This is a genomic window from Micromonospora humi (assembly GCF_900090105.1).
Taxonomy (GTDB): domain Bacteria; phylum Actinomycetota; class Actinomycetes; order Mycobacteriales; family Micromonosporaceae; genus Micromonospora; species Micromonospora humi.
Genome location: NZ_FMDM01000008.1, coordinates 81,260 through 101,252, shown reverse-complemented (window position 1 = coordinate 101,252; position 19,993 = coordinate 81,260). Strand labels below are relative to the sequence as shown.

The following is a 19,993-nucleotide window of genomic DNA, read 5'->3' as shown; positions in this document are numbered from 1 at the left end:
TGATGCGCGCACTCACCTCACAGTCCCCCGGCAGCTCCGGCGAGTTCGTCACCGACCTGCACCGGGCCCTCGACGCGGTCGGGTTCGGCGAACCGGTCGGCGCCGACGAACGCGAGCAGGCCGAGTACGGCGACGGCACCCGCGAGGCGGTGGCCCGCCTCCAGGCACAGCTCCGCTGGCCCGCGGCCGAGCCCGGCGTGCTCGACCGCGACAGCGCCGAGCGCCTGAACACGCTGCTCGTCGAGCGGGGCGTGTTCCAGGTCGTCGAGGGACGGCTGACCGACACCGCCGGGGCAGGCCTGGCCGGCCGGCTGATGTTCGCCTTCGACGTCGACTTCGTCGGCGGCGCGCTGCTGGCCGAGGCCACCACCGACGCCGAGGGCGGCTACCGGATGCGCTACGACCCACGCCACTACGCGGTGGCCGGGCCCGGCGTCGAGCACCCCAAGGAGCGACTGGAGCTGGTCCTGTTCGCGTACGACGCGGACGGCCGGACGATCGCCGGCTCGACCCCGCTGCCCGATCCGGGGCCACGTGAGCGCGTCGATCTGGTGGCGGGCGCCGCGCCGCCGGTGGACGACGCCGCGTACACGGTGTTCGGCACGGTCCGCGAGCCGGGTGGGCGCCCGGTCGCCGGCGTCCGGGTCCGCGCCTACGACCGTGACCTCGGTGCGCGGCGCGACCGGCTCGGCGAGGCGGAGACGGACGCGGACGGCGCGTTCCGGATCGCCTACCGGGGGTCGGCGTTCGGGCGGGGCGAGGGCCGCGGCGGGCCCGAGGCCGACCTGGTGCTCGACCTCGACGTCGGCGGGCGGGCGGTCACCGCGACCGTGTACCGCGTGTTCGGCGGCGCGCCGACGCTGGCGCCGCTGACCGACGACGAGCTGACGCTCGGCATCCCGGCACGACGCGACGAGGAGCTGGCGCTCACCCTGACCGCCCGGGTGCCCGCCGACGGCACCGAGTACGCCCGGCTCATGGCCGCGCTGGAACCGCTGCTGGACGGCCGCTCCCCGGCCGAGCTGGACGAGGAGCGGCACCTGGACGTCACCTTCGCCGCCCGGGAGACCGGAGTCGACCGGACCCTGGTCGGGCACCTCGCGCAGGCCCACCGCCTGGCCCACCGATCCTTCGACGGGCGACTCGACGCGGAGTTGCTGTACGGTCTGGCCCGCTGCGACCGGCGCCTGACCGACCTGCCCCGGCTCACCCTGGCCGGGCGCGACGAGCTGTCCGCCGGCCTGCGCCAGTCGATCGAGCGGCGGGTCATCGCCGAGCAGCCCGACGAGGCGCTCGACGCCGCGGTCGCGCTCATCCTCGACCTGTCCCCCGATCTGCTGCTGGCCGGCGCCGGCGCGCCCGCGTACGGGCCGGTGCTGGCCGACGCGGTGCCGGACGCGCGGGCGCAGCGGGCCCTGCTGCGGGCCGCGGCGGGCCGCGCCGACGACCCGGCGGCGATGTGGCGGGAGCTGCGTGCCGACCCGGATTTCGCCGAGCCGGGCGCGATCGAGCGGGCGCAGTTCGCGCTCCAGCTCGACGCCCTGACCGACCGCCACCTCCCGTTGATGACGGCGTTGCAGCGGGAGCGGGGCATCGGCTCCGCCGAGGCGCTGCTCGACCTGGGGCACGAGGAGCTGACCGCGCTCGTCACCCGGGTCGGGTTGCCCGACGGGGTGGCGGTCGGCGTCGACGAGGCCGACCGTCCCGCGGTGTACGCGGCGGGCCTGCTCGGGCAGGCGCACCTGGCGTTCCCGACCGCGTCGGTGGCCCGGTCGCTGGCCGGCGCGCCGGCCGACGCGGTGGGCGGCGAGGCCGTACGAGACGCCCTGCCCACGGTGCTCGCCCGCGCCACCGGCGAGCGGGTACGCGGTCGCGGCGCGGCGTTCGACATCGGCACGACCCGGCTGGAGCCGTTCCTGACCGAGCACGCGGACGTGCTGTTCGAGGGCATCGACGAGCCGACCCGCGCCGCGCTGATGCCCGAGCTGAGCCGCGCGCAGCGGCTCTACCGGGTCAGCACCGGACCGGCCGCGATGGACTGGCTGATCGGGCAGTCGTACCGGTCCGCGTTCGACATCGCGCGGTTGCCGCAGCAGACGTTCCTCGCGCACGCGGCCGACCTGGACGCCCCGCAGGCCATGATGATCCACAGCAAGGCGCAGCAGACCGCCACCGCGATGCTGGCCACGTACGCGCACCTCGTCGACGCCCGGCTGGGCGTCGACCTCGCGGCGCTGCAGGGCGGCGACCGGGTCGAGGCGGCCGCCGCGATCGACCGGAGCATCGCCACCTACCTGCCCACCTGGGGTGCCCTGTTCGGCGACGTGAGCTGGTGCGAGTGCGACCACTGCCGCTCGGTCTACAGCCCGGCGGCGTACCTGGTGGACCTGCTGGCCATGCTGGACACGGCGGCGCCGAACGGGTCCGGGCAGCGGCCGCTGGACGTGCTGCTCACCCGGCGTCCCGACCTCGCCCAGATCCCGCTGACGTGCGAGAACACCAACACCACCATCCCGTACGTCGACCTCGTCAACGAGGTGCTGGAGAGCCTGGTCGGCTCGCTCGACCCGGCCGTGATCCCGGCGTACGACACCGACGGCGTCACCGCCGCCGAGCTGGCCGCCGCGCCGCAGCACACCGACTGGGCCGCGTACGTCACCCCGCCCGCCGCGACCCGGACCCGGCTCGACCGGGCCGCGTACCCGAACAGCCTGCCGTTCGACGCCGCGCTCGACGCGGCCCGCGCCCACCTCGCCCACCTCGGCGTCGCCCGGGCGGACCTGCTGGAGACGTTCGCCGACGGCACCCCCGCGCACGCCCTCGCCGCCGAGCGCCTCGGCCTGACACCGGCCACCTTCGCGCTGATCACCGGCGTGGACCTGGCGGGCGCCCCGGCCGACGCGGTGGACGCCGACGAACGCTTCGGGTTCACCGCCGTCACCCCGCCGACGCTCGCCGACGGGGACAGCGGCTGGTGGGTGTGGGCGCTGCGACGCAAGCTGGCCGCAGCCGGGGCGGCGCTGACCGTCGGCGCCGATCCCGCCCGGGAACGCTTCGACGCGCCCGTGACCGCGGCCGTCACCGCGTTCCAGACCGCGCAGGGGCTGCCCGCCACCGGCCACGCCGACGCCGCCACCTGGTCGGCCCTGGCCGCGCACGGCCCCTCGTACGCGGTGAGCCTGCTGCCGCACACACCACTGCTGCTGGACCGCGCCGGGATCGGCTACGACGAGCTGCTCGCGCTGCTGCGCACCCGTTTCCTCAACCCGGCCCAGCACGCGTTCGAGACCGTGCAGGGCCTGCACCTGCCCGGCGCCGACCTGGTCGCGTTCGTCACCGGCGGGCTGGTGAATCCCAGCCCCGCGCTGACCGCCGCGCTCGGCGCCGCCGGGCGTACGGTCGACGAGTTCACCGACTGGGCCGGCACCCACCTGGCGGGGCCGGCCTGGGACCGCCTGCGCGCCACAGTCCTGGTGGACGGCCCGCTCGAACGCGCCGTCGACGCCGTCACCGTGCGCCACTGGGCCGACGACGAGCCCTGGCTCACCGACGACGAGTGGGTCCGCCTCGACCGGCTCGTGCGGCTGTGGCGGGCCACCGGCTGGGAGCTCGACGACCTCGACCTCACGCTCACCGCGCTGGGCGCCGGGGACCTCGACGCGGCGACCGTCACCGCCGTGGCGCGGGTGGCGGACCTGGCCCGCACCCTCGACGTCGCGGTCGCGCAGGTGGTGCTGCTCTGGGCGGACCTCGACCCGACCCGACCCGGGTCGCTCTACCACCGCCGGCTGCGCAACCGGGCCCTGCTGCGGCTGGACCCGGCGTTCGACCCGGACTGGCGCGGCCAGGTGCTGCCCGGCGCCACCGTCGGCGACCACCTGGCCACCCTGCAGGCCGGGATGCGCGTTCCCGCCGCCGACCTCGCCGCGCTGCGCGCCCACCTCGGCCTGGCCGACGACACCGCCCCGCTCGACGTGGCAGCGGTCAGCGCCATGTTCCGGCACGTCACCCTGGCCCGCGCCGTGGAGTGGAACGTCCGCGACCTGATCACCATGATCACCCTCAGCGGCGTCGACCCGTTCACCGCGCCCGGATCCGGCGACTGGACCGCCCGTACCCTGGTCGGGGAGATCCGGCGGCTGCGCCGCGGCGATCTCGACCCGACCCGACTCGCCGGCCTGCTCGCAGACCTGTCCACCCCGCACGCCGATGCCGGCCGCGACCGCGTCCTCGGCGCGCTGCGCGACGGGCTGCGGACCGTGGCCGCCGATCTCGACCCGACGGTCGGGCCGCCGGACGCCCTGGTCCGCCGGGCCCTTGCCGCCACTCAGGTGCCCGCGCCGCTCGTGGACGCGGCAGCGGCGATCCTGACCGGAAACGACCAGACCGTCGCCACCCTGCCCACGCCGCCCGCTCCCGCGCCCGCGATCCCCGCCGCGTGGAGCACCCGGCTGCGCTGGAGCCCCGCGGACCGCACCGTCACCGTTGTCGGCGCGCTCACCGACGCCGAGCACGACGAGATACGGACGTTCACCGCCGACCCGGGCTGGGCGGCCGCCGTCGACCGGCTGCACGCCCTACCCCGAGCCGTGCTCACCGACCTCAGCACCGCGCTGGCCGCCGCCGGGATCACCGCCCCGACGACGCTGCTGGCCACGCCGCTGCCCGACGATCCGGGCCAGCGCGAGGCCGCCGTCGACGCGCGGACACGGCTCCTGCTGGACGCCGTCCTGCCCGCCGTCCGCGACCGGGAACAGCGTGCCCTGATCCGGCAGACGATGCTGGCGGTGCTGCCCGACGCGGCCACCGTCGCGCTGCTGCTCGAAGGGCGGCGCACCGCGGGTGGGCCGGCGCTGCGCGGCGTCGTGCCCGGCACACCGCTCATCACCGACCTGCTCGCCCTGGCCGACGCGCCGGACGTCACCGATCCGGCGCGGCAGGGGTACGAGCTGCTGGCCCGCGTCCAGCTGCTCGCCGAGGGCCATCGGCTGCCCGGCGCCGACCTGCGGGTCCTGGTCGCCGACGTGGTGACGCTGCGCGCCGACGGCCGGCGGCTGCTGGACCTCCCCGCCGCGCGGGCCATCGGCGCGTACGCGAGGGTCCGCGCCCGCCCCGGCCAGCCCGACGGGGCGTTGGCGGCCCTGTGGTCGGCCACCACCGACGAACAGGCCGCCACCGCGCTCGCCGCGGCGGCCGGGGTGCCGGCCACCACGATCACCGACCTGGCGGACCCGGCCGGGCTGAACCTGGCTCTGCCCGCGCTGCGGGACCCGGTGGCCGTCGAACGGCTGGTCGACGCCGCCGCCGTGGTCACCACGCTCGGCGTGCCCACGGTCACGGCCGCCGGATGGGCGCGCCGGCCCACCGGGCAGGACGTCGCCGAGGACACCCGCCGCGCCGTCAAGGCCCGCTACGACGACGACGCCTGGCTCGACGTGGCCGCCTCGCTCACCGACGCCCAGCGCGACCGCCGCCGCGCCGCCCTGGTCGCCTACCTCGCGCCACGCCTGGGCGTACGCGATGCCGACGGGCTCTACCAGCAGCTGCTCGTCGACGTCGAGATGAGCCCGTGCATGCGCACCTCGCGGATCAAGCAGGCGATCTCCTCGGTGCAGCTGTTCATCCAGCGCGTCCTGCTCAACCACGAGGCGCCCGCGGTCACGCCGCAGGCCGTCGACGCCGGGCACTGGCGATGGATGCGGAACTACCGGGTCTGGGAGGCCAACCGCAAGGTGCTGCTGTATCCGGAGAACTGGATCCTGCCGCAGTTGCGTGACGACAAGACCCCGTTCTTCAAGGACCTGGAAGGCGTGCTGCTCAGCGAGGATCTCACCGAGGCCGCGGCGGAACGGGCCGTCGCGGGCTACCTGGAGAAGCTGGACACCGTCGCCAAACTCGATGTCACCGCGCTGCACGTGCAGCACGACTTCGAACCGGCGGAGAAGCTGCAGACGGTCGTGCACCTGTTCGGGCGCACCGCCAACACCCCGCAGGTGTACCACTACCGCCGCTACGTCGTGACCGCCGACGGCACCGCGAGGTGGACTCCCTGGGAGCAGGTCCCCGTCGACGTGCGCGGCGAGCTGGTCACCGCGGTCACCTTCAACCGACGGCTCTACCTGTTCTGGGCGCAGGTGACCACCAAGACCCGACCGGCCGCGACCGGCGCCACGTCCGCCCAGCCACCGCGGTACTACCAGGAGGTCCAGCTCGCCTGGTCGGAGTACCGCGACGGGGCCTGGGGGCCCAAGCGCGTCACGGACGGCGGGGACGTCCTCGTCGCCGACTACGACCCGGACGACGACGACGCCACCACCGCCCAGGGCACCCCCCGGCCGCCCGGGGTGGTCGAGCGTCTGGAGACCCGGATCGAGGGCGACCGGCTGCGTGTGCTGTGCGTCGCCAACCGCACCCTCATCTGGTCCGACGACGAGAAGAAGGTCAGCTACCAGCCGCCGGTGCTCGTCACCGAGGAGAACGCGCTCGCCGCCGACGGCAACCAGGCCTACACGTACGCGTTGGGCACGTTCGTCGTCGACGGCTGCCACGGTCGGATGACCGCCGACCGCCCGGACCAGACCTGGCTCAGCACCGGCGCGCTGCTGCGGGTGAGCGCCGACGAACTCCAGGTCAAGCCGTTGACCAGGAGCAAGCCGGTGCGGGCCACGACGGTGCTGGGCCGGGCGCCGGGGATGCGGATCGGCGTCGAGCGGTGGGCGCACTCCGACAGCGGCTACTTCGTCGTCGGCGACGACCGGCGGGCCTACTTCGGCCGGCTGAGGTTGGCGTCGCCGACGCTGAGCGGCGTCATCGGCGATCCGGCGCGCATCTACCCCGGCCTCGACCTCACGCCCAGGGGCACGGACGTCGTCGCGGTCCCGGAGCTGCCGTGGCTGGTCGAGGCCGGACACGGCGCCGAGGTCGCCGGCAACGGCTGGGGCGGGGCGAACGCCACGCTGGCCCGCGCCGCGCTGACCGCGCCGCGGTTCGCGGTGGCCGACAGCCGGTTGGCCCGGGAGCTGCCGCACGCCGCGGCCCTCACCGTCGACAAGCCACTCACCAAGGAACTGGCGGTCGCGCTGGAGATCGAGCGGATCGGTGCGATCTTCGCCCGGCCGAAGGTCGCCGCGACGGTCGAGCTGCAGACGTTCTTCGACCCGTTCGTCTGCACCTACCTCAAGCGGCTGCAGCAGTACGGCGTGTCCGGCCTGCTCACCCCCGCCAACCAGCAGCTCGTCCTCACCCCCGGCTTCGCCGAGAGGTACCAGCCCGACCCGTGGGCGGTGTCCACGCCGTACCCGTCCGACAACGTCGACTTCGGCCTGCCCGGCAACCCGGGGCTGGACTGGAGCAGCGCGCAGTCCGGCTACCACCGGGAGCTGTTCTTCGACATCCCGATGCTGATCGGCGACATGCTCGCCGACAACCACCGCTACGAGGAGGCGTTGCGCTTCTACCACCACGTCTTCGACCCGACCGACGGCACCGGCGACTACTGGAAGGTGCTGCCGCTGCGGACCACCGGCAAGGAGACCGTCGAGCAGTGGCTGGCCCGCCTCAACTCCGGCGACGCCGACCTCAAGCGGCAGATCGCGGAGTGGAAGGACCACCCCTTCCAGCCGCACCTGCTGGCCCGGATGCGCCCGACGGCGTACAAGAAGCAGGTGGTGATGCGCTACCTCGACGCGCTCATCGGGTGGGGCGACAAGCTCTACGCCCAGGACACCATGGAGAGCATCAACCAGGCCACCAACCTCTACGTCCTCGCCGCCGAGCTGTGCGGTCCGGCGATGCGGCGGGTGCCCGCCGCCGGTGAGCCCGCCCCGCAGACGTTCGCGCAGATGCGGGGGAAGCTCGACGCGCTGGGCAACGTCGCGGCCGAGTTCGAGAACACCTTCCCCACCCTCAACAGCGCCACGTTGACCGCCGCGCCCGAGTCCGCGGGGTTGCTCGGGCTCGGCCGCACGCTCTACTTCTGCGTGCCGCCCAACGACAAGCTGCTCGGCTACTGGGACACCGTCGCCGACCGCCTCTTCAAGATCCGCAACTGCATGAACCTGGCCGGGGTCGTCCGCCAGCTGCCACTGTTCGAACCACCCATCGACCCCGCGCTGCTGGTACGCGCCGCCGCACAGGGCATCGACCTGGGCAGCGTGGTCGCCGACGTCAACGCGTCGCTGCCACCGCACCGCTTCGAGGTCGTGCTGCGGCGCGCGCAGGACGCCTGCGCCACGCTGCGTGGCCTCGGCCAGTCGCTGCTCGCCGCGCTCGAGCAGCGCGACGGCGAGGAGTTGGCCGCGCTGCGCGCCGAGCAGGAACTGCTCGTGCTCAACGCGACCCTGGAGACCCGGCGCCGGCAGGAGGACGAGGCCGACGCCCGGCTCGCGGCGCTGCGGGACTCCCGTGCCGTGCCCGCCGAGCGGCTGCGCTACCACCGCTGGCTGATGGGCGCCGAGGACAAGACGCCCGAACCGGGTCAGGTCGCGGGAATGGTCTCCTACGCACCCGCCACCCAGCGGCAGGACGGCGTCTTCCTCATCCAGGAGGAGATCAACCAGTTGGCCTCGGCACACTCGGCCCGCGACTGGCAGGTGCGTGCCAACGCCATGGAGATCATCGCCAGCCTGTCCTACTACATTCCCAGCTTCGCCGCGCACGTCGAGCCGTTCGGGGTCGGCGCCGAGATCGAGTTCGGCGGCAAGCACATCGGACCGGCTCTCACCGCGATCTCCCGGCACCTGGCCGGCATGTCGTACGAGGACAGCTACGACGCCGACCACGCCGGGAAGATGGCCGGCTACCGTCGCCGGGGCCAGGAGTACGCCATCGGCGCCAACGCCGCCGCGCTGGAACTGGCCGGCATCGACAAGCAGGTCACCACCATGGAGATCACCAAGGAGCTGGCCACCCTGGAGCGGCGGCAGGTCGAGAAGCAGATCGCCGAGGCCCAGCTGGTCCAGGCGCACCTGAGCGGCAAGTACACCGACGCCGAGCTGTACGGCTGGTTGCAGGGCCAGCTCAGCGGCCTCTACCACCAGGCCTACCAGCACGCCTACGAGCTGGCCCGGCAGGCCGAGCGGTGTCACCGCTTCGAGCGCGGCCTGACCGACGGCGCCACGATCGTGCGGGCCGGCGCCTGGGACAGCCTGCGCAAGGGGCTGCTCGCGGGCGAGCGGCTGCACCTGCAACTCCAGCAGCTCCAGCGCGCGCACGCCGACCTGGACGTCCGCGACCACGAGCTGACCAAGCACGTGTCGTTGCGGCAGCACGCCCCGCTCGCCCTGATCCGGTTGCGGGAGACCGGACGCTGTGAGATCGACCTGCCGGAGCTGCTGTTCGACCTCGACCACCCGGGTCACTACCTGCGGCGCGTCAAGTCGGTGAGCCTCACCGTGCCGGCGGTCGTCGGGCCCTACGGCGGAGTCAACGCCCGGCTGGTCATGCTCTCCAACGAGACCCGGGTCAGCCCCGCGCTGCGCGCCGGCAGGTACGAGCGGGACGCCGACGGCGACGACCCGCGCTTCGTCCGCGACTTCGCGGCCGTGCAGCAGATCGCGACCAGCGGCGGCCAGAACGACAGTGGGCTGTTCGAGGTGAACTTCCACGACGAGCGCTACCTGCCGTTCGAGGGCGCCGGCGCGGCCGGGCGCTGGCGACTGGAGATCGACCCGGACTGCAACGCCTTCGACCTGGGCAGCGTGTCCGACGTCGTGCTGCACCTGCGCTACACCGCCCGCGACGGCGGCGAGCAGCTGCGCCAGAAGGCCAAGGAGCGGTGGAAGAAGGTGCTCGCCGACGTCGAAGGGCTGCCGCTGTCGCGCTTGTTCAGCCTGCGCCACGAGTTCCCCGGCGAGTGGCACCGGCTGCGGACCGTCGCCGAGCCGGACGGGTCGCACACCCAGCTGGTCACGCTGAGCCGGGACCGGTTCCCGGTGCTGATGCGCGCCAGCAGGCTGACCGTCGGCGCGGTGGACGTCTTCGGCGTGCCCACCGCCGGTGGCGCGCCGACGAGGTTGCCGGCGTTGCGGACGCCGGAGCCCGCCGGGGAGGCCGTGGCGCTGGCGGACGGCGTGCCGCTGCCGCCGCTGCTGCACCAGCGGGCGGACCTCGGGCCGGTGGCGGTGACGGGGGACGGGGAGCAGGCGCGGTGGCGACTCACGGTGGCGGCCGGTGACGTCGCGGCATCCCTGGACCAGCTCGACGACGTGCTGCTCGTCTGCCACTACAGCGCCAGGGCGAGCTGAGTGCGCGGCCGGGGCCGACGCGATGTCGGCCCCTAGCCGGCGGCAGCACTCCCTTAGCGCGGCATGAGCGGCCCGTGAATGGCCTGCGCCGCGTTCCCCGCTGCCACCAGCGTCGATAGTGTCGAGGCGTGACACCTGTCAGCACGGTCCCGCAACCGGCCCACCTCCGTGCCGGCCGGAGCACCGCTGACCCCGGAACCGTTTCTCCGGCACGGAGGAAGCCATGATCGAGTCCATTCTCCCGGCCGCGGTGACGGCCGTCGACACGTTCGTGGACCCCCCGGACGCCACCCTCTTCCACGAGGAGGAGGCCGTCATCCGGATGGCGGTCGACAAGCGACGCCGCGAGTTCACCACCGCCCGGTGGTGCGCCCGCCAGGCGATGGGCCGGCTGGGCCGGCCACCCGCGCCGATCCTGCCCGGCGTGCGCGGCGAGCCACAGTGGCCGGAGGGCCTGGTCGGCAGCATCACCCACTGCGCCGGCTATCGCGGCGCCGTGGTCGCCGAGCGCGAGCGGGTCACCACCGTCGGCATCGACGCCGAGCCGGACGAGCCGCTCGCCAACGGCATCCTGGCCGCCGTGTCGCTGCCCGAGGAACGCGACCGCATCGCCGTCCTCCAGCACGACCACCCCGCCGTGTCGTGGGACCGGATGCTGTTCAGCGCCAAGGAGTCGGTCTACAAGGCCTGGTTCCCACTGACCGGGCGCTGGCTGGACTTCGAGGACGCGAAGGTGGTGCTCGACCCGCTCTCCGGCACGTTCACCGCCGGCCTCCTGGTCACCGCGCCGTGGGTGCAGGGCCGCAAGCTGACCGGCTTCTCCGGCCGTTGGCTGGTGCGCAACGGCCTCATCATCACCGCCATCACCGTGCTGGCTCCCGCCGTCCCCCGGACGCACCCCGTCGGCCGTCGGGTCGCCACCCGCCGGTCCACCTGAGCCACCACCGCCGAACACCGCGACGGCCGCGCCCCTCCGGGCGCGGCCGTCGTCGTGGTGCGCGCGGTTCAGCCCGCGACGGAGAAGTCGAGGTTGAGGTTGGCCGGCAGGTCGGTGCGGCGGGTCACGTTCAGCTTGCGATAGGTACGGGTGAGGTGCTGCTCGACGGTGCTGATGGTGATGTAGAGCTTCATCGAGATCTCGCGGTTGGTGTACCCCTCCGCGGCGAGGGCCGCGACCCGGTGCTCGGCGTCGCTGAGCATGGCGGCGCCACCGGCCGCGTTCAGCGGCTGGGCGACCGACTCGGACTCGTCCCAGTTCCCGCCCCGGGTGAGCATCTTGAGCAGCGGCTGGGCCTGGGCCTTGTCGGCCAGCGCGCGGGCCCGGCGGGCGATCATGCCGGCGCGGCGGGACTCCCCGAGCACGTGGTAGGCCTCGGTGAGATCGGCCAGGGCGCGGGCCAGCTCGTACTCGTCGCCGCCGGCGGTCTGCAGATCGACGGCCTGGCGCAGGAACATCGGACGGTGCCGCAGCTCACTGGTCGCGGCGAGCAGGCGCATCGCCATCCCGTGCACCCGGGGCGCGTCCTTGCCGCAGCGGGCGAGCTGCTCGTCGACGAGCTTGCGGGCCGGGCCCGGGCGGCCCATCCGCAGCAGCGCCTCGGCGGCGTCGGTGCGCCACGGGATCAGGCCGGGGACGTCGAGCTTCCACCGGGCGGCCAGCTCACCGCACTGCTCGAAGTCGCGCAACGCGAACGGAAGCTGGCCGATCGCCAGGCTGTAACGACCGCGGGCGTGCAGGTAGTGCATGCCGTACCGGGTCTGGAACATCTCCTCGGCCACCGGCTGGTCGAGCTGCTCGCGCACCAGGTCGTAGTCGCCCATCGCGGTGGCCGCGGTGATCAGCGCCGCGAGCGGGCCCCCGACCGCGACGCCCCAACTGCTCGGCGGCATGCTCTCCAGCGCCAGGCGGGCGTGCCGGACCGCGGCGGGCAGCTCGCCCAGGCGCAGCGAGATCTCGGCCCGGATCGCGGCCAGCCGGGCGAGCCGGCTGGGCGCCTGCCGGGCGCCGGCCTCCTCGACGAAGGTGTCGCACCACGGCACGGCCCGGTCCGCGTGGCCGCTGTAGGTGAGCGCGAACAGCGCGCTCTCCACGGTGTCCAGGCTCATCTCGTCGAGCCGGGAGTTGTGCAGGATGCGCTCCACGCCCGCGGCGAGCGGCTCGGACGGCCCGCGGGTGAGCACGGTGGCCAGCGCGCTGGCCGCCTCCAGGCGGTGCCCGGCGGACACGGTCGGGATCGGGGTGGGAGCGAGCGGCGCCTGCGGGCGCAGCATCGGGAAGAACGACGGATAGGTGGACCGCAGCAGTGGCCGGGCGATCGCCAGCTCCGTGAGGGTTTCCTGGTCGTGCTCGTCGGCCGAGGCGTTGAGCTGCTCGAAGACCGACCGGGCGTCGGCGAACTGGCCGTTCCAGAGCAGCGCCTTGGTGAGCACCAACGCGTCGCCGCTGCGCAGGAAGCCGTTCTGCATCGCCGCGGTGAGTTCGGGCAGGTAGCCGGTGGACATGCTCGGGTTGATCCGCCAGCCGGCCCGCATCATGGTCGTCATGATCTTGGCGCGGTGCCGGTCGTCGGCGCACGTCTGCCAGGCGAGCCGGAGGTAGTCGACGGCGGCGTCCACCCGACCGGCGCGCAGCGCCTGCCGGGCCGCGTCCTCGAGGACCGGCACCACCCAGGGGTCGTCGGCCTGACCGGCGCGCAGCAGGTGCTCGGCGACCACCTGGCTGACGGCGCCCTCGTGGTAGGCGATCTCCGCCGCCCGCCGGTGCAGCGCGACCCGCTCGCCGTCGTCGAGCTGGGCCAGGACCGCCTCGCGGGCCACCGGGTGCCGGTAGTCGCCCCGGTGCAGCAGGCCGGCGGCGGTCAGCGCGCGGACCGCCTGGGCGACCTGCGCCGGCTCCAGACCGGTCAGCTTGTCCAGCGAAGCGGCGTCCGGCAGGATCGCCAGCGCCTGGGCGACCCGCTGCATGCGTTCCTCGGTGCGGCGCAGGCAGGAGACCACGGCCTCGGCGTACTGGCCGCCCGGCACCGGCTCGCCGCCCGGCGCGACGCCGTCGGCGAGCGCCTGCCGGTGGTCCTCGACCAGGCCGCCGACCAGCAGCGGGTTGCCGCCGCTGATCTGGTGCCAGCGGGGGGCGAGCCGCGTGGCGTCGTCCTCGTCGAGCGCCTCGGCCGCCATCTCCCGGACGCCCTCCGCGGAGAGGGTGGCCAGCACGATGTGCGCGCCGTGCGGCGGCCGGGCGAGGCCGTCCACGTCGAGCACCGGGGTGCCCGAGCGCCGGTGCCCGGAGTGGCTGAACAGCGCCAGCATCGACGCGAACCGCACCCGTCGGGCCAGATACGACAGGCAGACCAGCGACGCGTGGTCGGCCCGGTCCAGGTCGTCGACCACGACGACCAGCGGATAGCGCCGGGACAGCTCGAGCAGCACCGTGCAGAGCGAATGCACGATCTGCGGGTCGAGGCGGTGCGTGCCGCCGTCGCCGTGGGTGAGGGTCTGCGCGCCCTCGTAGAGGAGGTTCATCGCCCGCCGCCGCTCCTCGTCGACCAGCGGGGCGTCCAGCAGCAGCTGACTCATCACGCCGAGCGGCAGGTCCTGCTCGGACCGCGACCCGGTGGCGGTGATGGCCAGTCCGTTGAGGTCCACGACGCGGTCGGCGAACGTGTTCAGCAGCTCGGTCCGGCCGGTCGCCACCGGTCCCGTGACGACGGCGACCCGACCCTTTCCGGCGACGGAGGCGGCCAACAGGCCGTCCAGTGTCTCGATCGCCTCGGTACGTTCCACCAAACCCATCTTCTTCACTTCCTTCAGTGCGAGGGGCGCCGTGGGTGGCGCGCTCCAGCGGCATCTCAGGAACCCCCGTGTGGCGTCCAACCCGGCCGCTCTGCCTGGTGGTGACGCTACGGTCGACCACTGTCGTTCGGTTATCCCCCGGCTATCGGTAGGGGCCGCCCCCGGAAACGGCGACCGGGTCGCCGCCCACGTGGACGGCGACCCGGCGGAGGACGCGGCGTTCAGACCACGCGGGCGAGGCGGGGCGGCCCGAGCGGCAGGGACTCCGGCGCGGGCGGGGCCGTCGTACGGTTCAGCCGGGCCGCCGCGGACCGGACGGCGGCCGAGACGGCGGCCTCCAGGTCGGCGTCGACGCCGACGCCCCACAGCACCTGGTCGCCGACGCGCAGCTCGGCGTAGACGGCGAGCCCGCCGCAACCGGTGAGCGCCGTGCCGGTGCGGTGCACGGCGTGGACGTCGATGCCCCACGGCACCAGGCGGTCCCGTACCTGCTCGATCTGGTCCGCCCGGGCCGCGCCCACCTCGAAGGCCGCGCCGTCGACGTGCAGGTAGGCGGGCACCGCGGCGGGCAGCGGCAGCGGCACCGAGACCAGCGGACGCGAGACGTACTCGGACCGGAACAGGTCGGCGATCCGGTCCGGGGCGACCTCGCCGCCCTCCGCGTCGGCGCGCGCCTGCACCAGCGCGGCGAACTCCACCTGCAGGTCGCGGGGCAGGTGGAGACCGAGCAGGGAGCTGACCACGTAGGCCACCCCGCCCTTGCCCGACTGGCTGTTGATCCGCACGACGGTCTCGTAGGTGCGGCCCACGTCCGCCGGGTCGACCGGCAGGTACGGGATCTCCCAGCGCGTCTCGGCGACCGGCACCCCGGCCGCGGCGGCGACCCGCTTCTGCTCGTCGAAGCCCTTCTTGATGGCGTCCTGGTGCGATCCGGAGAAGGCGGTGTAGACGAGGTCGCCGCCGTACGGGTGGCGCGGGTGCACCGGCAGTTCGGTGCAGTGCTCCACGGTGCGCCGCACCCGGTTCAGGTCGGAGAAGTCGACGCCCGGGTCGACGCCCTGGCTGAACATGTTGAGCCCGAGGGTGACCAGGTCGACGTTGCCGGCCCGCTCGCCGTTGCCGAACAGGCAACCCTCGACCCGCTCGGCGCCGGCCAGCATCGCCAGCTCGGCGGTGGCGACGCCGGTGCCCCGGTCGTTGTGCGGGTGCACCGACAGGCAGAGGTGCTCGCGGCGGCTCAGCCGGCGGCCCATCCACTCGATCTGGTCGGCGAAGACGTTCGGCGTGGTCCGCTCGACCGTGGTCGGGAAGTTCAGGATGATGGGCCGGCCCGCCTCGGGCTGCCAGACGTCCATCACCGCCTCGCACACCTCCAGCGAGAAATCCAGCTCGGTGTCGTTGAACAACTCCTGGGAGTACTGGAAGCCGAGGTCGCAACCGGTCAGGGTGCGGTCGGCGTACTTCATGAACAGCCGGGTGCCCTGCACCGCGAGTTCCTTGCACTCGGCCCGGTCCATGCCGAACACGACCTGCCGGAACTGCGGGGACGTGGCATTGTAGAGGTGGACGGTGGCGCGGCGGGCGCCGGCGAGACTCTCCACCGTCCGGCGGATCAGGTCGTCGCGGGCCTGCACGAGCACCGAGATGGTGACGTCGTCCGGCACCAGGTCCCGCTCGATGAGCGTACGCAGGAAGTCGTGGTCGTCCTGGCTGGCCACCGGGAAGCCGACCTCGATCTCCCGGTAGCCCATCTCGGTGAGCAGCCGGAACATGACCAGCTTACGGTCGGGGCTCATCGGGTTGACCAGTGACTGGTTGCCGTCACGCAGGTCGGTGGAGAGCCACCTCGGGGCCGAGGTGATGCGCCGGCCGGGCCACGCGCGCTCCGTCAGCGGGACCACGGCCGGTGACCGGTACCGCCGCACCGCACGTCGAAAGGGGTTCACCACGTTCCTCCTCCCTCCGGAGCACCGGCTCAGACCCGGCTGCCGAAGAACATCGAATAGGAATAGGGTGCGAGCAGGACCTGGATCTGGCAGGTGTCGGTCTCGTCCTGCACCCGGAACACCACGGCGACCTCCGGATAGGCGGCGCTGATCCCGAGGCTGGCGAAGTACGAGTCGCTGTCGAAGACGATGCGGTACGCGCCCTGCTCGAAGTCGTCGTCCAGCCAGTCGAGGATCTGACCGTCACTGTCGGTCTCCGCCTGCGAGACGGTTCGCCAACTTTCCCCGCTCGGCCTTTCCAGCCGGGCCCGGACTCCGGCCGCCGAGCGTCCGTAGACGACATCCAACGCTTGCGCAGAGACACTCATCGACTACTCACCTAATTTTCGATCCACGACGCGGGCGCCCGTGGCGTCATCATCGGCACCGCCGTTATCGACCGGCATTCGAGACGCTATCGACCGCCCCGGAAGCGGTCGGAGCGCTTCTTAAACACATCGATAAGAAGTCGATGGCGCGGTTCCATAGCGTGGTTTTCATCGAAGCCGCAACCGGCGCAAGTCGGAAGCAAGTCTGAGGAGACAGGATTCCATGCGATTTTTCAACATCCGCACCATCGCCCGCATCTTCGTCGCCGCCGTCGCCGGTGCCGGCTTCGCCCTCGGTGCGGTGAATCCGGCCAGCGCCGACGAGACAGTCCCGAATCCGCCGGCCTCCGCCCCGATCGTGACGACCGGGAACTGGCCCTGGGGCTGACCCGCCAGAAGCTCACCGCGCCGTCGCCGCTCCCCCGGTGACGGCGCTGCTGTCTGCGGGGCCTCAGGAGGCCTTGGAGTCGATGACCACCTGATCGGAACCGGACGCCGCGGTGTACGCCTCGGTGAGCATCGCCAGCACCCGCGACTCGAAGACCGGCGCCTGGATGCTGCGGAACAGGCCGAGCGCCCGGTGCAGGTGCACCACCGCCTGTGGCGGCTTGCCGCAGGCCAGCGCCAGCTCGCCCAGGCTGAACGCGATCCGCGCCTCGACCAGCCGCTCACCGTTGCTGCTGGCCAGCGACTGGGCGCTGGCCAGCGCGGTGCCGGCCTCGGTGTAGTCGCCGCCGCGCAGGTGCGCCAGACCGAGACCGTGCAGGGCGTACGCCTCACCGATCGGATCGCCGAGGTCGTGCACCGCGGCCAGCGCCTCACCGAACGCCGCCACCGCCTCGGCCGGCTCCCCGGCCTGCAGGTGCGCGTCGCCGAGACGGTGCAGCACCTGCGCCTCGATGCGCCGGCTGCCGGCCTGGCGGCTGAGCTCCAGCGCCTGCGGCAGCATGCCCTTGGCGCTGTCGGCGTCCCCCCGCTCCAGCTCGACCTGCGCCAGGCTGTGCAGCACGTACGCCGCGGCGGCCAGGTCACCGCCGTTGCGCAGCACCGCCAGGGCCCGCTCGTACCGTCGGGCCGCCTCGGCGAGGTTGCCGTCCATCCGTTCCAGGTAGGCGATGTTGCGGCTGACCAGTGCCGCGCCCTGGGCGTCGTGCACGCTCTGGAACAGCTCGGCGGCCTCGTCGAGAGTCTGCCGCGCGTCGGCGAACCGTTTCTCGACGATCGCCAGGGACCCGATGGAGTAGAGGATGACGGCCTGCCCGCGCCGGTCCTCGGCCTGCCGGACCGCGGCGAGCGCCACCTGGTGCGTGTCCCGCCAGTCGTTGAGGTAGACCCGCGACTCGAAGAGCGTGACCGCCGTGACGGCCAGGTCCCAGCACAGCTCGACGGCGCCGATCTTCGCGGCCTGCCGCACCGCGGCGACCAGCGACTGCCGCTCGCGCTCGAACCAGTTCAACGGCTCCCGGACCAGGCGGGCGGCGGTGCGCGGCGGCAGTTCCCAGCGCATCGCCTCGCCGTGGACCTGCAGGTTGTCGTTGCCGTGCAGCTGCCGGTGCGCCACCTCGGCGAGGAACAGCAGCGCGCCGAGCACCCGCTCCAGCGCCGCGTTGCGCTCGGTGACCGCCTCCTCGGCGGCGAGCCGCTCCCGGGCGAAGACTCTTATCAGGTCGTGGAAACGGTATTGGCTGTGCAGGCCCGACTCCGCGCCGGTGATCTCCACGAGCTGGGCGTCGGCGAGGTCGTCGAGCAGGTCCTGCGCGTCGTCGAGCGACCGGTCGAGCAGCGCGGCGCCCATCCAGCCGGAGAAGACCGGGCAGTCCAGGACGGCGAGCAGCCGGAACAGCCGACGCGCGTCCTCGCTGATGTTGTCGTAGGTCATCGAGATGCTGGCCCGGATGCCCATCGCGCCGTGCTTGAGCTCGTCGAGGCGGCGCGACTCGTTCTCCAGGCGGCCGGCGAGCTGCTCCAGCGTCCAGTGCGGACGCGCCGACAGCCGGGCGCCCGCGATCCGCAGGGCGAGCGGGAGCTGCCCGCACAGCTCCGCCAGGTCGGCGGCGGCGTCGGCCTCGGCGTGCACCCGGCTGTCGCCGGCGATGCGGGACAGCAGCTCGATGGAGTGCCGGGCGCCGAAGACGTCGATGTCGACGTGGGTGGCGCCGGGCAGCCCGCCGAGCCGGCTGCGGCTGGTGATGATGACGGCGGTCCGCGGGTTGCCGGGCAGCAACGGCAGGACCTGGCTCTCGCTGCCGACGTTGTCGAGCACGATCAGGACCCGGCGGTCGGAGAGCAGCCCGCGGTACATCTCGGCGCGCTCCTCCAGCCCGTCCGGCAGCACGCCGCCGGGCACGCCGAGGGTCCGCAGGAACCGTTCCAGGATCTGCATCGGGCTGACCAGCCGAGACGCCCGGCCGTGCAGGTCGGCGAAGAGCTGCCCGTCCGGATACTGCGGTGCCAGCCGGTGCGAGACGTGCACGCCGAGCGTGGTCTTCCCGATGCCGGGCTTGCCGGCGATGACGATGACCGGCACCGCCAGTTGTCGCGGGTTCTCCACCGACAGGGCCAGCCGCGCCTCGATGTCGTTGACCTGCTGGGCCCGGCCGGTGAAGTCGGCGATGTCGGTGGGCAGCATGCAGGGTGTGGCCGCGGTCAGCGCGGGTGCCGGCGGCGGGTCGTCCTCGACGGCGAGGATCGGCAGGACGGGCTCGTCGGTGCCCGCCGTCGGGTCGGCGCCCTCGATCGGCACGACGGCCGGCAGCACGCTGTCGGCGAGCTGCTCGGCGACGGCGAGCACCGCCGGACCGTCCAGGCCGGGGTGGAGGACCAGGCCGGCCTCCGAGGTGTGGATCGACCGCTCCAGGCGCTGCAGCCACTCGCTCGGCTCCAGGCCCAGCTCGTCGATCAGGGTCTGGCGGGCCAACCGGTAGGAGTCGAGCGCCTCCGCCTGCCGCCCGGAGCGGTAGAGCGCCAGCATGAGCTGCCCCCGCAGCCGCTCCCGCAACGGATGGGCCAGCACCAGGCCGGTCAGCTCGGCGATCACGTCCCGGTGCCGACCCAGATCCAGTTCCAGCTCGATGCAGTCCTCGATGACGGTCAGCCGGCGCTCGGCGAACCGGTCGGCGGCGGAGCGCAGCACCTGGCTGTCGATGCCTTCCAGGGCCGCGCCGCGCCACAGCCGGAGCGCCTCGCGGTAGCGGCCGACCGCGTCGTCGCGACGGCCCGCGCCGGTCGCCTCCCGGGCCTCGGCGAGCAGCCGTTCGTAGTCGCGGAGGTCGATGTGACTGCCGGTCGGGTCGAGTACGTAGCCCTGGTTGCGGGTGATGATGGTGTCGGCCCGGCCGGAGGACGCGAGCAGCCGACGCAGCGCGGAGACGCAGATCTGCACCTGGACGCGGGCGCTGCTGGGCAGGTGCTCGCCGTAGATCGCGGTCATCAGGCGGCCCACCGGGACCACCCGTCCCGCCTCCAGCACGAGGCTGGCCAGAACGATCTGCTGACGGTGACCACCGAGGTCGAGGGGACGGCCGTCGGCCAGAACCTCGAGCGGTCCGAGCACGCGGTAATCCACGTGCGCCCCCTACGCTCCAACGAGTGCGGAGCAGGTCACGGCCTCGATGCCCGTAACCTTTCGTTCACCCCGCGATCGCCC

Annotated in this window: 7 protein-coding genes; 3 read left to right on the top strand and 4 right to left on the bottom strand. The window is 73.5% G+C overall.

The features are described 5' to 3' along the window. The first annotated feature begins 2 nt into the window (after positions 1-2). Positions 3-10,244 carry a Tc toxin subunit A-related protein gene (locus GA0070213_RS16885; RefSeq protein ID WP_091064557.1) on the top strand — a complete coding sequence of 3,414 codons (10,242 nt, stop codon included), beginning with the start codon at positions 3-5 and terminating at the stop codon, positions 10,242-10,244. Between the two features lie 223 nt (positions 10,245-10,467). Next, a complete protein-coding gene (locus GA0070213_RS16880) occupies positions 10,468-11,181 on the top strand; it encodes a 4'-phosphopantetheinyl transferase family protein (RefSeq protein ID WP_091064554.1) in 714 nt (237 codons plus the stop codon). A 68-nt stretch (positions 11,182-11,249) separates the two neighbouring features. On the opposite strand, the gene GA0070213_RS16875 is transcribed toward GA0070213_RS16880, so the two are convergent. The 3 genes from GA0070213_RS16875 to GA0070213_RS16865 all read right to left on the bottom strand — a co-directional run bounded on the left by GA0070213_RS16875 (position 11,250) and on the right by GA0070213_RS16865 (position 16,347). Then, positions 11,250-14,033 carry a helix-turn-helix transcriptional regulator gene (locus tag GA0070213_RS16875; protein WP_091065235.1) on the bottom strand — a complete coding sequence of 928 codons (2,784 nt, stop codon included), beginning with the start codon at positions 14,031-14,033 and terminating at the stop codon, positions 11,250-11,252. A gap of 221 nt (positions 14,034-14,254) precedes the next feature. Next, entirely contained in the window at positions 14,255-15,979 is a 1,725-nt protein-coding gene (locus GA0070213_RS16870; protein ID WP_091064552.1) for a 2-isopropylmalate synthase, read from the bottom strand. A gap of 29 nt (positions 15,980-16,008) precedes the next feature. Then, on the bottom strand, positions 16,009-16,347 hold the full coding sequence (locus GA0070213_RS16865) for a hydroxyisourate hydrolase (RefSeq protein WP_091064549.1): 339 nt from the start codon (positions 16,345-16,347) through the stop codon (positions 16,009-16,011). A gap of 223 nt (positions 16,348-16,570) precedes the next feature. Between GA0070213_RS16865 and GA0070213_RS31570 the strand changes: the two genes are divergently transcribed. After that, positions 16,571-16,735 (top strand): hypothetical protein, encoded by a 165-nt coding sequence (locus GA0070213_RS31570; protein WP_175441373.1) that lies wholly within the window; start codon positions 16,571-16,573, stop codon positions 16,733-16,735. Between the two features lie 63 nt (positions 16,736-16,798). Here the strand turns inward: GA0070213_RS31570 and GA0070213_RS16860 are convergent, their stop codons facing one another. Beyond that, the gene (locus tag GA0070213_RS16860) at positions 16,799-19,900 is read right to left on the bottom strand and encodes an AfsR/SARP family transcriptional regulator (protein ID WP_245716425.1); all 3,102 of its coding nucleotides are present in this window, start codon (positions 19,898-19,900) and stop codon (positions 16,799-16,801) included. Positions 19,901-19,993 lie beyond the last annotated feature (93 nt).

Excerpts from the sequence above, each read along its gene's own strand:
- GA0070213_RS16885 (WP_091064557.1), top strand. The coding sequence starts at position 3 with ATGCGCGCACTCACCTCACAGTCCCCCGGCAGCTCCGGCGAGTTCGTC.
- GA0070213_RS16880 (WP_091064554.1), top strand. The coding sequence starts at position 10,468 with ATGATCGAGTCCATTCTCCCGGCCGCGGTGACGGCCGTCGACACGTTC.
- GA0070213_RS16875 (WP_091065235.1), bottom strand. The coding sequence starts at position 14,033 with ATGGGTTTGGTGGAACGTACCGAGGCGATCGAGACACTGGACGGCCTG.
- GA0070213_RS16865 (WP_091064549.1), bottom strand. The coding sequence starts at position 16,347 with ATGAGTGTCTCTGCGCAAGCGTTGGATGTCGTCTACGGACGCTCGGCG.
- GA0070213_RS31570 (WP_175441373.1), top strand. The coding sequence starts at position 16,571 with ATGCGATTTTTCAACATCCGCACCATCGCCCGCATCTTCGTCGCCGCC.